Origin of the sequence: Enterococcus sp. AZ109, from assembly GCF_051714625.1 — a bacterium.
Lineage (GTDB): Bacteria > Bacillota > Bacilli > Lactobacillales > Enterococcaceae > Enterococcus_A.
The window spans coordinates 98508-112502 of sequence record NZ_JBIOSF010000002.1; the positions used below are offsets into that span (position 1 = coordinate 98508).

The following is a 13995-nucleotide window of genomic DNA, read 5'->3' on the forward strand; positions in this document are numbered from 1 at the left end:
GATGGCTTATCTATCATTAAAAGATGTCAGCTTCACTTATCCAAATGGATTTGAAGCTGTTCAAAAAATTAATCTTGATTTTGAGTTGGGAGAAGCAGTCGCTATTATTGGTCAAAATGGTGCTGGGAAAACCACGACTGTTAAACTGATGAATGGGTTGCTAAGACCAACCAGTGGCGAAGTTTTATTAGACGGTGAGAAAACCGACAAGTTAACTACCGCTAAAATGTCCCGCTATGTGGGCTATGTCTTTCAAAATCCCGACGACCAAATCTTCCAAGACACGATCTACAACGAAATCGCTTTTGGTCCGAAAAGTCAGAAGTTGTCAAAAAATGAGATCGAGGAAAAGGTTCAAGCAGCCGCCAAGTTATGTGGGTTAGAAAAGGCTTTGCAGGAGCATCCCTATAATCTGCCTTATTCCAAGCGGAAATTTATCACGATAGCAGCGGTCATTGCTACTGATCCCAAGGTAGTCATTCTAGATGAACCTACTGCTGGTCAGGATCGTCAATCGACTGAATTGCTGGGAGGAATAATTAAGCAGTTAACGAATGAGAGAAAAACGGTGATTACTATTACCCACGATATGGAATTTGTCGTTTCCGAGTTTTCGCAAGTAATTGTATTTGCGGAAAAACAAAAACGGCGAGAAGGGACGCCCAAGGAAATCTTCTGGGATGAAGAACTATTAGCCTTTAGTCATTTGAAACAGCCTTATATTTGTCAGCTGGCTAAGCTGCTGGGACATCAAGGAGTCATGACTATTCGGGATTTAATGGAGGTAAAACAATATGAAACAATTATGGATTGACTGTGATCCGGGTCATGATGATGCGCTGGCGCTATTAACTTCGATTGCCCATCCAGAGCAACTTTCAATATTGGGAGTTTCGACAATTGGCGGTAATCAAACGTTAGAAAAGGTAACCAAAAATGCCCAAAATGTCTTAGCCTTCGTTAATGCTGAGATTCCTTTAGTAAAAGGCGAAGAAGGTCCTTTGGTCAAACCTTTGAGTACAGCAGCAGAAGCACACGGGGATTCTGGTATGGATGGACCGTACTTTGGGGAAAATACCTATCCATTAGTGAAGGAAAGTTTTCTTCATTATATGTACAAAACTATTTCGGCAGCTTCTGAAAAAGTGATTCTGGTTTGCTTAGGACCATTAACCAATATCGCCTTGATGCTGAAAACATTCCCAGATATACGCGAGAAGATTGAATATATTAGCTTGATGGGTGGAGGGATAACTCATGGAAATATCACTCCTTTAGCAGAGTTTAATATCTATGTCGATCCTGAAGCTGCTCAAATCGTTTTTCGTTCCGGTCTGCCAATTGTAATGTCTGGCTTAGATGTAACGGAAAAAGCGGAAATTACGGTTGAAGAAATTCAGCGCTTAAAAGGCAAAGGGAAGGTTTCAAATCTAGCTTATGAATTGCTGAGTTTTTATAATCATTCCGGACGTCAATTTGGTTTCGTAAATAGTCCGATTCATGACCTATGTGCTGTAGCTTATATCTTACAGCCAGATATGTTTGAAGGAGCGCCGCACACAGTCGAAGTCATTACTGATGATGGATTGGCTAGAGGCTTAACGTTTGCAGATAAAAGGACAAACGTAACGATGGTTAAAAATACTTTTGTTTTGGATGAGGTGAACAGAGAAGCTTTTGTCCAGCTGCTTATTCAATCGTTGGAAATATTGGATAATAAATAAAGATGTTACTTCATGCAGCCTCAGATAGATGGGTTGTGTGAAGTTTTTTTGTTTTGAGCTTGTACGATGGATATCTGTGGACACCTGATCAAAAGGATCGGTCCAATTTCCGATTTTCATCTGAACAGCATTCTGTCAACTAACTAAATAAGGGGTTCTCCGCTGAATTTAGGTAAATGGCTGCTTATATTCAGCTTTTTTGTTGTGTCGAGATTTTAGGAGTAGGCATATTTTTTTACAAGTTCTTTTTTTAGATGGTACTTTAGAAAAAGAATAAGAAAATGATTAAAAAAAGAACAGGAGGACTGCCAATGAAAAGAATACTGATTCTCAGTTCCGAGAAAACTTTTTTTTAGCAGATTGTACGCCAGATGACTTGACCCAGATACAGTAGGAACTTCAGAAAACTTGGATGTCCCATGAATAATTGAAAAGCAAGGCAATACTGTTTATCTGACCGGACGAGGTGGCAACAATAATCAGGACAACTCTATTATTCAATTTTTTTAATATTCCTAAATTAATTTAATGTATTTACCGATCGTTAAAATCTAAGTTTGTATACAGAGGAATTAGCAGTCTATAATTGTATATATACACAGGTACTTAATCGTAAAGATAGTGGTTTTTGGCTCGATAGTTGATAAATCGCCGAACTTTCTCAAGTGTAATCTAATTATTTTAGTCATGGCTAAAAAGAATTACTAGTAAGGAGAAATGATAATGATGAGTAAAGAGGTACAAATTGAGGATAAATTAGTAGAAATATTCAAGACTCGGACGTCATTTGACCTGAATGATTGCATTGATTATTGGGATGAGAACTTTTTTGGAACGGAGCTTTCTTTTTCTACCAGGGAGGTTGCGTTAGTCTTTTTGGATATTAAAGAGGAATTCGATATTGTGATTCCCAAATATTTTGTGAACGGATGTGGCTTTACTACTTTTCAAAGAGTTGTAAATAAGGTAAAAAATGAGTTGTAGCTGCCACATCAGATATGATTCTTATTTCAAGTAATATCAGAGTGTGTATAAGCTCATTTATGTAGTGTTACATGTACAAGATATCTCATATTAAAACAGGAGCCGGACCTAATGTCACAAATAGGTCTGGCTCCTTTTTCGGTTGGAAATTAGCTACGTTCGATCATTCAAAAACTCGCCTATTCTTTTGTTCAGCCAACAATAGCTCAACCATGCGCCCATAACTAGCAACGCCGTCACTTTGATTATTTGCTTTCAAATAAGTGTCGTTTACTCTTGTTGAAAAATGATAAAATGTGCCACGGTACTTACTAAAATACTCCGTATAATAGGTACGATCTTGCTGAACTTGTTGTGACAAGCTGCTTCTAATTTCGGTTGCTTTTTCCGGATTTACGCGATTTAAAGCTGAAATCGAATAATTGAAGGCTAACGATACGCCACTGTAATTCATTACAGGATCATTTACTTTTTTACAGGCTAGATAGGCGATAAAGTTCGCTTCGTCCTCTCGCATAAAGCCAACTTGATGGGCAAGTTCATGAACCATTGTTGAGGGAACCATGTAAAAGGGAACATCTCGGTTGACATTTGATTCAATGGTGAAAGGGAAAAATACACCAGTGATACCTGCTTGCGACATGACTTCTGATAATAGAACAGGCTTGGGTTTGGAATAAAATGAACGTTTCAACACCGGATACTCTTTGGCAAGTTCCTGCATCGCTGTTACAGATTGTTCAGAATATACCATAAATTCATTGGAATCATACATATCACCCGACAACTTGCCGCGAATTTCCATCAATTCACTCGCTAAATTGGCACAAAGCAGCTCCAAATCCGCTTGGTTTCCTTGATCAATAGCATAACCAGTATAATCAGTGAACGTATAGCGGTAATAATTTAAGCCACACAACATAGTAAAGAAAAAATAGATCATACTTGCAATTGCTAAAACACTTACCACTCCACGATAAACAATCATGCGCCGTTCATTTTTCGTGACAATGAATTTGTGCACAGAAAAAATACAAACGCTTAAACAAGCCGCAATAAATAGTAGAACCAGCCACTCAGTTACGGAAAAAGAAACCAACGAAGGTAAAAAGCCCACAATATTTGCTAAAACTGGATATATTTTTAAGCTAAAGACAGACTCGGTCCAGGCTGGGTGCAGTCGAGCGTATTGAGTTAGCAGAAAGGCGAAGATTCCTGGGATTAACCAAAACCAGCGCTTTAAGAAATAATTATTCATGATAGCTCCTTTGGCTTTTTTGATTGGTTAGGACAGAATTGATATTAATACTGTGTTTGTTACATTTCATAACTATACTTTTTGGAATGTCTTATTATTATAGCAAACAAGAATAGGGACATACAATCGATGTAGAGTTGCTAACATTCGCAAGATTTTTACCGATACTAAAGCTTGTGTCAAAACTACGAGAGAATTGGCTGATTCTATTCAATATTAAATTATCAAAAGCTTAGAGATCACGCATCTAGTAATAATTAAATCCTAGATGGTAATAATATAGGACATAGAAACAACTACAACAATTTTCTTCAAAAACTTTTTGGTATAATTAAATTGTCAAGTGTACTTTAAGAGAAGCAGTATGATTATTCTAAGGAAAAATCCTTCTTGCCCTTTCTAAGAGGATAAATTTGAAAAAATGAAGGAGGTTAACCAATGAAATTTTGTCCTGAATGTGGAGAACCGGTAATGAGAGAGGCAAATTTTTGTACTAATTGTGGTCACAAATTTGAGCAATCAACTGTCAACACATCTCAATCAGATAAAGAATTTCAGAATTCAGAAACGATAGATCAAGCGGTTATTCCGGAAGAAGTATCTTCTAATAGGTCGATGAATCGAAAAAAATTAGGAATAATTACTGGAATTATCATTATAACTTTGATAGGATTCTTTCTATTTGCTTACCTCAACCTAAATAACAGAAACGAGCAATTAACCAGCGCTACCTCATCAACGTCTATTGCTATTAACAGGAAAGAATCCACACAAGAAAATAGTTCAAACAGCATTACAGAAAAGAAGCTTGAGTCAACTGATCCAAACGACTATTTCATAACGGATACTTCTATTAAAGCACCTGAAACTATTCAAGGTACTTTTCGATTAATGAAGAACAAGGAAATTCCCAGCTTATTCACCAGCGTTTCTGCAACAACTTCGCAAGTAGAGACTACTGGTGTTCAAGTGCCTGATACTCACAGCATAACTATTGATGTATCAATACGGAATCTATCATCACAGTTCTTAGTGGTAGATCCTTCTAAATTTACACTAGTCTCTCCATTTACAACCGAAGTATCCTTAGTGTCATCCCCTTATAATCTAGCCATAATGCCCAATGATGCTGCATTTTTACGGGGCGTTTTTGCAAATGTTAATGACCAAAAATTAGTTGAAGGCTGGCAGCTTTATTACGAAAACAATCTATTAATAAGCGCACCCAGTGGAGAAGCAGGCTTTACGGAAACACTACAGATACCACAACTAATTCAAGACGCTGGTAATGATAACGGACAAGACAAAGTGGATCGATCGAATGTATTTGATTATATCGACAAGTATTTTCAAGAAGAGCACGGAACGACCATCGAAGAATTTATGAAATTAACCCAATTTAGTTCGGTTAATGAGGAACCAGACGGATTTTTCATTACAGCAAATAATCTATCTGGTGCTGGAGGTAATTGTTTTAAAGTCAATTTCGATGGTACTGTGGATGAGTATAATTCTGCTGGGAATATGCTGATAACTTCTCGTAAAATTATTTTAGACTAAAGAAGAGCGATCAGTAGAAGAATCAGAAGTATCTGAGGATATTTGAAAAGGAAATCAGCCATGCTTCCAAGTATTTCAGACTGTACGTAAAATACAAAGGATAGATATCATCATGAAAAGTGAATATAAAAACGAAGTTCAAAAAAAGCATAATCGGGGAACGAGATACTTCTACAAAGATAGTACTCAAAGATGTCAGAAAAAAAGGCTTCAGATATGGGGAGATACTCAAGGGAGATTCTTCTTAGTGAACACACGACTATCCCCAATTGTGCTCTGTACCTATTCTACTGCAAAGACTTAAATGACCCAGATTAATAAGGCTTGCCAGAAGAAACATCTAACAAGACAGTTATACTCTCGCTAACCTATTAATTTTTTAAACTTTATTGCTTGTATTACCTTGCCAAGGTATGATAATTTCAAGGGATTAAAAAAAGATTGAGACGGGGGATTAAAATGAAGAAAAGGTGTTTGTTGGTTTTTGTTAGTTGTCTGTTTTTGGTGCTACTTGGAGGTTGTGGAGCCAGAGAAAATGAAAGCTCTTCCGACAATGGTGGTGGAAGTAACAATGCTGAGAATAACAATGCTCATGATGAAATAATTTCTTTTATTGTTGATGATGTCCCTAATAAAGATGTAAGAGGAACATCTAGCACAGTTGTAACATTATTTAGTATTGACCCCGATACGGGTGCTAGAACGGAACTTAAGAAATTTCAAGGTAAAACTAGGACAGCAGGAGGAGGGGATAATGCTCCAGATACTATTCGGATTAGCGTTCATGAAAAATTTCCTAACGGAGAGAGAAAGCCCTTTTCTCCTGATTATAAGTTGCTTGCTTCACATGCGACCTACTTTTCCGATGACCAAATGAGTGACGCTAATACTGTAGGTTTCATAGATGAAGAGGGAAATTATACAAATGTATCTGGACTGGTATCAGATGAAACAACTCCGTTTCATTTATTTGCTCACTTTTACAAAAACAGTTTTTGGTTCTATGACAGAATACAAGAAAACTGGTTCAGTGTTCCGCTTGATAATATAAGTAAAGAAACCTTAAAAGATGAAGGTCACTCGGGAGAAGAAGAAAACAATGGGTTTGATTTTTATGCGCTTGACTCTGATGGATCAGATCCTTTCTTTATGGATTTAGTTAATGGGCTTTTTTACAAGGATAAGGTTCTAAAGCATGATTCCTATCAATCTAAAAAAGATTACTTAAATGGTGATTATAAATCTGAAGTGGAATTTGCCATAGACGGTTTTAGCAATAGAGATATTGAAATTTTGATAGGAAAAAAAGATAGCGGAGTCATTCTTTTCAAAACAAAAGATGACAACCCTGAGTATTATAAATACGATATAAAAAAAGATGAAGTAACTGAGCTTCCCGAATTAGATCTAATTAAAGACGACAATGGCTATCATCTTGATGATTACTTCGTTGAATGGAATTGACCATGTAAACACTGTAAGGGTTACCTCTATATGCGTTCTTAGCATGAGAAAAAATGAAAATACGAGACGAGCTGAACTGAATAAAAATGGTACGCCTTGAATTTGTTACTCGTGAAGGGAATTCTAGGTTAGTAGTGCTCTTTGACAAAGATAAAGTGCTCAATCTTGCTTCCTATCAGCCTAAGAAAAAGTTTCTTAATGACGAAGGTGGTATAACGTTTCCTGAAATAGATTTACCAGATATAGAATTTCTAACAGGAAAAAAAAGACAAGGGAGAAATACTGATTCAATTCAACCGCTCTGCTACAACTACAACCTATTACATTTATGATATAAAGTCGGAAAGAGTTAAGGAAGTTCCAAATTTTGCTCAATTGTATACCGAGGACGGATACGAGATAGGAGATTACTTTATTCAATTGAATTAGTATTCATATTCTCCAAGTAGCTTAATGTCTTTTCTTTATTGTATATAGAAGAGGGAATTTATAAATAGTGTGAACCTGAAAGTGGCTAAACAGATTTTCTGTCTAGCCACTTTCAATTCTTTTTAGCTACAACGAATTCAACGCATCCGTGGTCTTATCGTTTTCAATATGCGTGTACAAAGTCGTGGTCGTAGTCGAACTATGTCCCAGCTGCTGGGCAGTCAGTACCAGGTTGTTGGTTTGCTGATAGAGTCTGGTTGCCAGTGTGTGGCGCAGCTTATGGGGGGTGACGCGAACTTTGAAGCTGGCTGAATATTTTTCTACCATTTTTTCGATGGCGGAGCCGGTGATGCGTTTGGCTTTGCCTTTGCTGATGGAAAGGAAGAAGGCCGGTTCGTATTTATCTGGGTGGTAGCGTTCCTCGCGAATGGCTTGGTAGTTAGCCAGATATTCCATAGCAAAGGCGGCGATCCGCACCGAGTCAGTTTTGTTTCCTTTGCGGATTACCGTGACGCGATTTTGTTCAAAGCTGATCTCATCCAGATCAATACTGACAACTTCTGATAATCGCAGGCCAGAAGCCAGCATCAAGGCATTGATAGCTAGATCTCGTTCAGAGTCCCGGCGATAAAACTTCATCGCTTGCGGCGAAAGGGTCTCAGGATAAATATCGCGAATGTACTCCAAGTATTTTTCGGTTTCGTCCCCTAAGAACAGCTTGTCTTCAATCGTGTCGGCCCGCGACTGCAGGGTGCGGCGATCAGAGACGTTGGCAATTTCCCGCATGATGTCGTGGGTCAAGTAAGGCTTGTTTTGCGTATTGTTGGAGCTTTCCGCCAAATACTTGAAAAGGACCTTCAAGGCAGTGATGTTCCGCTGAATGGTGACCTTCGACAAGGTTTCACTGGATTGCTTTTTCGAGCCGTCTTGATTCAGTTGGCGAGTGTTTTGTTTTTTGCGTCTCAATAGATAGGACTTGTACTGGGTGGCGGTCCGCAGCTGCAATTTATCTAAAGAGGAGGGCGCAATCGCGTTCATTTCTTTTTCAGGCACATGCTCGTGCTGGATCAACCACTGAAAGAACTGCTGGTAATTTTTCAAATATTCCAAAATCGTGTTGGGGGAATATTCGTCAGCAATTTTTATTTCAACGAACTCATGGATGAATGAGGGCATGTGGGCAAGAAGTTGATCAATTTTTTCGTTGGCTTTTTCTTTGGACATAAAAATCACCTTCCTGTATGTACCAATTTTTGAATAATAGGGGGAGAACCCCTTAACATAATAATAGAGGGTATAGACCGATTTGTCAACTAGTTTTTATTTTATTTTTTAAAAACACCTAAACGGAGAGGAAAAGGAGAGGTAATTATGATTTTAGATGTTATTTTATGTTTCTGAAAAAACTTATCTTTTCAGAATGATGGAGACTTTGTTTACATAATACAATTATGGAAAGCTACAGCCAGATAAATCAGCCAAGCAGCCGAGCCAAAATCACTAAATTGATCAAAATAAACCGATCGAAACACCTCAAAAAATTTCCTAACGCTTTAAGTTTTGTCGATGATTCCTGCAGCAACTCGCAATTGAACAACGACTAACTGTACAAGTACGGCGCATGTAGCGCACAAAAAAGTGAAAAAATGCGCGGAAATTGGACAAAAAGTGCGGCTGTTGAACAACCAAATCTAAACCCAGGAAAAACCGCAAAATTGACCATTTTTAACCTATATCCGCTAATTACCGTTAATCTACACAATCCATTATATCCATCTTTCCGAAAAACGTACATTTTTTAGAAAGATGAAACCAAGTTGATGAGTCAAACTAGGTCTCCAGATGACCTCTTGCTCTTATAAAGAACGTCAAATAAAGGTTTCTAAGCCTTTAGATAATCTATTCGAGTTAACGAACGCTCACAAGAATCTTCACTGAAGTCGAAAAGTTTTGCGTCTTAAGTAAAGATTCCGCAAAACAGAAACGTATGTTCTTATCAAGTGCGCAATAAACTCAGGAAGCAAAAATTTGTCCTCCTGAGTTTTTCTCTTATGATATTTCGACGGTTTCCTGTATCTCAAACAATGAATTCGTCGCCGTATAAATTTTTCGAGCCGTTTCAGCCTTGTTCATCGTATACAAATGAATGCCATCAGCACCTTGTGTAACTAAATCGACAATCTGGTCGATCGCATACGCAGTGCCGGCATCTTTTAATGCTACCGGATTGTCGCTGTATTTGTCTAGAATTGCCAAGAATTTTTGCGGCAGCTGAATATTGGCGGTGCGAATGATTCGTTCGGCTTGTCGTTTGTTGATAACCGGCATGATCCCGGCTAAAATTGGTACATCGATCCCAGCTAACCAGCATTTTTCCTGAAATCGATAAAACGACTCATTGTCGAAAAACATTTGAGTCACCAGCTGATCCGCACCAGCCTGGACTTTCTCTCTCAAATGATGGATATCTGCCACCGTATTATCCGATTCGGGATGGCCTTCCGGATAACAAGCTGCTGAAATAGAAAAACGATCGTCCTGCCCTTTAATATAAGAAATCAGATCGCTAGCATATTGAAAGTTAGTCCCTCTTGGCTTATCTGGCAAAATATCTCCCCGCAAAGCTAGGATGTTTCGGATATTTTTCTGCTTCAGGACTTCAAGAATGTTATCCACCTCCCCTTTATTCAAATAAGCTGCTGTTAAATGAACAATACTGGGAACTTGGTGCTGTTGCTGAATGTGCTGAGCAATTTTCACGGTGCTTTCGGTGAGGGACAGCTGCTGATTACTACAGGTAACGCTGATAAATTCCGGTGCCAGGTCCTCCATTTGACTCAGTGAATGGTATAAACTGTCGATGGATGATTTTGACGTAGGCGGAAAAACTTCAAAGGACAAGGTTGCTCCGTTACTCTTGGGAATCATCTAGCTCCACCTCCCCTTTTTACCTTGTATCGTATCGTTGACAATTCTCTGCATGTTTTTTCCTCCTGGAGTGTTTATAAATTGAACTCTATCATTCATCTGAGTTATTGGCTAACAGTAAATATTTATAACTGGTTACAGCGAATTCCTATACCCTTGATGATAATATAATGAGAAAAATGGTTGACAGATGAGAAAAAGTTGGCTATAGTAAAAACCAATATAAGATGCGTCGATAAGAAGAGTACAAATAGCTACCCATTTGAAAGAGAGCTCCAGTTGGTGAAAAGGAGTAATGGCGAACGTTTGGAAAATGGTCTTTGAGCATTCAGCGGTGAGTGAATAATAAGCTGCTGACGGAGGTGCCCGATATCGCAACGCAGTATCAGTGTAACGCTCGTACTGGCTAAGGCTATAAACTGTGAAGTTGTAGCAAATTAAGGTGGTAACACGAATTCATTCGTCCTTTTTCTTGTAATGAGAAAAAGGACTTTTTTTGTGCTTAAAGGAACACATCTAATCAAGAAGGAGGCATATAGTGATGCGGATTCAACAACTGGAGTATTTAGAAAAAATTGCTGAGATTGGCTCCATCAATGAAGCAGCCAAGAGTTTATACTTGTCCCAACCTACCTTGTCTAGTGCCATCAAAGAGTTGGAAAATGAAATGGGTATCTGCATTCTCCACCGCAGCAAGCTGGGAGTATCCTTGACGGAAGAAGGCCGAGAATTTTTGACCTATGCCAAGCAAGTAACCGATCAGGTAGATTTGCTGGAGAAGCGCTATAAAAATTCTAATAAGCGTGACTCCCGCTTGTCGATCTCATCGCAGCATTACGCCTTTTCGGTACATGCATTTGTTGAATTTATCGAGAAGTATCAAGCAGATAGCTATCAATTTACTTTAAGAGAGACTGAGACGCAAAATATTTTAGATGATGTTGCCAGCTTTCGTAGCGAGATTGGCATTCTATTTTTAAATGATTTTAACCGCAAAGTGCTGGAAAAATTGTTTGAAGAAAAAAATTTAGTTTTTTCCACCCTTTTCTTTGCTGCCCCGCATATTTTTATCAGTAAAGAAAATCCGCTAGCCACTAAATCGATCGTAACCTTGGCAGATTTAACTGATCTGCCTTACTTGTCCTTTGAACAAGGTAATAGTAATTCCTTCTACTTTTCAGAAGAGATTTTAAGTACCAGAAGCTATAAAAAGCATATTAAAGTCAGTGATCGAGCAACTATTTTTAATCTGATGGTAGGCTTAAACGGTTATACCTTTAGCACGGGAATCATTAGTAGTGAATTAAATGATGACAGTATCGTAGCAATACCTTTGGATCTTCCCGACCGGATGGAAATCGGCTGGATTAAGAGCCAACGTACAAACTTATCATCACTAGGAACACACTATTTAGATACACTAAAAAAGCATATCCATGACTACGGATTTGCGACAATTGAGGAGGAAGTCTATGTCTAACAAAAATTATCAAGAAGCAACTTACTTAGCTCAAATCGGAAATCAATCTGATCAGCAAACCGGTTCGGTGAACCCACCCATTTATTTATCTACTACCTATGCACATCCAGAATTAGGTCAAAGTACTGGCTTTGATTACACACGAACAGCCAATCCGACAAGACAAATCGTGCAGGAAGCTTTGGCTCGCTTGGAGAATGGTCGATTTGGATTTGCAACCAGTTCAGGAATGAGCGCTATTCAATTAGTCTTCGAGTTGTTTCCTTGCGGCAGCCGCTTTTTAGTTTCTCGTGATCTTTATGGCGGCAGCTATCGCTATTTCAATGCTTTGTCTCAGCAAGGCAAATATCACTTTGATTATTTCGATACACTGGAGGATTTAACTGCACAGCTTACGCCCGAGATTGCAGCAATTTTCTTAGAAACACCAACCAATCCCTTGATGAACGAAGTTGATATTGCTCAAGTAGCTGCCTTGACTAAAACCATGGACACCTTGCTAATTGTCGACAACACGTTTTATACCCCTATTTTACAAAAGCCTTTAGACTTAGGCGCAGATATCGTGATTCATTCAGCAACTAAATTTTTGGGAGGACATAATGATTTGTTAGCTGGAGCGGTGATCACTAAATCAAGCAATTTAGGCGAAAAATTGGCTTATAGCCTAAATACCACTGGAGCAGTCTTAGCTCCTTTTGATTGTTGGCTATTAATTCGTGGCTTAAAAACCCTAAAGCTGCGAGTTCTGCAGCAACAAGAAAATGCGCAAAGGTTAGCCGCTTATTTGGAAAGCGAGCCGGCGATCAAAGAAGTTTTTTACCCTGGTCGTGGCAGTATGATCAGTATCAAGCTGCACTCATCTGAACAAGTGCCTGGCGTTCTATCGGCGCTGCAGTTGTTTACCTTTGCGGAAAGCCTTGGCAGTGTGGAAAGTCTAGTGACCTATCCGACTACGCAAACTCATGCGGAAATTCCTAAAGAGCTGCGGGAATCCTACGGGCTGACGGACAATTTATTGCGGCTTTCAGTTGGTATCGAGGATGCTGAGGACTTGATTGCCGATTTGCAGCAGGCCTTGAAAAACGCTGAGTAAAAGAAAAAACCTCCAGCAAGTTGAAAGATTCGCTGGAGGTTTTCAAAATAAAGTAAACGAATATAATGGCAATTACAATTTGCTGCTATGTTTTTTGGCTAAATAAATATTGGCACAGCCTGAGACAATACCACCGGCAATGACGACAGGACCAAGTGTGCTGTGGGCTAAAGCATCCACATTGTAACTTGCTAAGGCAACAGCCATGGAAGTGACCGCTGAAATTTTCGCTTGTTTGCAACGCACCTTAGTAGCCGCCTGCAGCAATTTGTCTTCAGTAGAAGTATAATCCATTCCGTTTTCGATGTGTTCCACTTCGTTTTCCTCCCTATCTCTTCCTATATAAAGAGTGTAGCATGTTCCCGTAAGGCTTGACCTCAGTCTAGAGACGCAATTTTTTCTAAACTTACTCCCCAAAAGTGAAAAAATGCTAATAAAATGATTTTACCACAAAATTTTCATAGAGAGTAATCATATTTTCAAGATATTTGTTTTCAAAAAAGTAAAACAACCTTTAGTTTACATAATTTATTTACAGGCTACAATCATTCATTGGCTACTCAACCAAAATAAAAAAGGACAGAGATCCCTCTCTGCCTCAACTAGCAAAAACACCACTAGTTTTCCACTAAAGAAACGGCTGCTCGCAGTGCCAGCTGGTACGTTTCAAATCCAAATCCACACATAACACCAGCTGCTTTTTCAGCAAGCACGGAATGATGCCGGAATTCTTCCCGCGCATGAACATTTGACATGTGCATCTCAATGAAAGGCACCTCCAAGATTTCCAGCGCATCGCGAATAGCATAGCTGTAATGAGTCCAGGCACCTGCATTGATGATGACGGTATCTACCTTATCTTGATAGCCTTGATGAATTCGTTCCACCATTTTGCCTTCGTCGTTAGTTTGAAAGTGTTCAACTTCCACCTTTAATTCAGAGGCCAGCTTCGCCATATTTTGATTAATTTCATCAAGCGTAACTGTTCCATAATGTTTAGGATTGCGATGGCCGAACATATTGTGGTTCACGCCATGGAGCATTAATATTTTTTTCATAATAATTCCTTTCT

The 13995-nt window shown here is 38.8% G+C and carries 12 protein-coding genes and 1 other annotated feature; of the genes, 7 read left to right on the plus strand and 5 right to left on the minus strand.

Features of this window, described 5'->3' with window-relative positions:
* The first annotated feature begins 1 nt into the window (after nucleotide 1).
* The 3 genes from IGI42_RS17050 (at nucleotide 2) to IGI42_RS17060 (ending at nucleotide 2708) form a co-directional block, all read left to right on the plus strand.
* The gene (locus IGI42_RS17050; RefSeq protein ID WP_438717171.1) at nucleotides 2-814 is read left to right on the plus strand and encodes an energy-coupling factor ABC transporter ATP-binding protein; all 813 of its coding nucleotides are present in this window, start codon (nucleotides 2-4) and stop codon (nucleotides 812-814) included.
* On the plus strand, nucleotides 795-1724 hold the full coding sequence (locus IGI42_RS17055; RefSeq protein WP_438717172.1) for a nucleoside hydrolase: 930 nt from the start codon (nucleotides 795-797) through the stop codon (nucleotides 1722-1724). The genes IGI42_RS17050 and IGI42_RS17055 overlap by 20 nt, the downstream gene beginning before the upstream one ends.
* Before the next feature lie 723 nt (nucleotides 1725-2447).
* Nucleotides 2448-2708, plus strand: coding sequence for a hypothetical protein (locus tag IGI42_RS17060; RefSeq protein WP_438717173.1), 261 nt, complete (start codon nucleotides 2448-2450; stop codon nucleotides 2706-2708).
* A 163-nt stretch (nucleotides 2709-2871) separates the two neighbouring features.
* Here the strand turns inward: IGI42_RS17060 and IGI42_RS17065 are convergent, their stop codons facing one another.
* A complete protein-coding gene (locus IGI42_RS17065) occupies nucleotides 2872-3966 on the minus strand; it encodes a DUF3810 domain-containing protein (RefSeq protein WP_438717174.1) in 1095 nt (364 codons plus the stop codon).
* 438 nt (nucleotides 3967-4404) lie between these two features.
* Here IGI42_RS17065 and IGI42_RS17070 point away from each other — a divergent pair, with 438 nt between their 5' ends.
* Both IGI42_RS17070 and IGI42_RS17075 read left to right on the plus strand, forming a co-directional pair.
* On the plus strand, nucleotides 4405-5526 hold the full coding sequence (locus tag IGI42_RS17070; protein WP_438717175.1) for a zinc ribbon domain-containing protein: 1122 nt from the start codon (nucleotides 4405-4407) through the stop codon (nucleotides 5524-5526).
* A gap of 459 nt (nucleotides 5527-5985) precedes the next feature.
* On the plus strand, nucleotides 5986-6990 hold the full coding sequence (locus IGI42_RS17075; RefSeq protein WP_438717176.1) for a hypothetical protein: 1005 nt from the start codon (nucleotides 5986-5988) through the stop codon (nucleotides 6988-6990).
* 555 nt (nucleotides 6991-7545) lie between these two features.
* Here IGI42_RS17075 and xerS read toward each other — a convergent pair.
* Both xerS and metF read right to left on the minus strand, forming a co-directional pair.
* The gene (gene xerS / locus IGI42_RS17080) at nucleotides 7546-8643 is read right to left on the minus strand and encodes a tyrosine recombinase XerS (protein ID WP_438717177.1); all 1098 of its coding nucleotides are present in this window, start codon (nucleotides 8641-8643) and stop codon (nucleotides 7546-7548) included.
* A gap of 825 nt (nucleotides 8644-9468) precedes the next feature.
* On the minus strand, nucleotides 9469-10347 hold the full coding sequence (gene metF / locus IGI42_RS17085; protein ID WP_438717178.1) for a methylenetetrahydrofolate reductase [NAD(P)H]: 879 nt from the start codon (nucleotides 10345-10347) through the stop codon (nucleotides 9469-9471).
* Nucleotides 10348-10570: 223 nt separating this feature from the next.
* Nucleotides 10571-10818 (plus strand) — a binding site (T-box leader).
* A 70-nt stretch (nucleotides 10819-10888) separates the two neighbouring features.
* Between metF and IGI42_RS17090 the strand changes: the two genes are divergently transcribed.
* The gene (locus IGI42_RS17090) at nucleotides 10889-11827 is read left to right on the plus strand and encodes a LysR family transcriptional regulator (RefSeq protein WP_438717179.1); all 939 of its coding nucleotides are present in this window, start codon (nucleotides 10889-10891) and stop codon (nucleotides 11825-11827) included.
* Nucleotides 11820-12923 (plus strand): PLP-dependent transferase, encoded by a 1104-nt coding sequence (locus IGI42_RS17095; RefSeq protein WP_438717180.1) that lies wholly within the window; start codon nucleotides 11820-11822, stop codon nucleotides 12921-12923. Before IGI42_RS17090 ends, IGI42_RS17095 begins: the two co-directional genes overlap by 8 nt.
* Before the next feature lie 72 nt (nucleotides 12924-12995).
* On the opposite strand, the gene IGI42_RS17100 is transcribed toward IGI42_RS17095, so the two are convergent.
* Together IGI42_RS17100 and aroQ are read right to left on the minus strand one after the other, a co-directional pair.
* Nucleotides 12996-13238 (minus strand): hypothetical protein, encoded by a 243-nt coding sequence (locus tag IGI42_RS17100; RefSeq protein ID WP_438717181.1) that lies wholly within the window; start codon nucleotides 13236-13238, stop codon nucleotides 12996-12998.
* A gap of 302 nt (nucleotides 13239-13540) precedes the next feature.
* A complete protein-coding gene (gene aroQ, locus IGI42_RS17105; RefSeq protein ID WP_438717182.1) occupies nucleotides 13541-13981 on the minus strand; it encodes a type II 3-dehydroquinate dehydratase in 441 nt (146 codons plus the stop codon).
* Nucleotides 13982-13995: the final 14 nt, after the last annotated feature.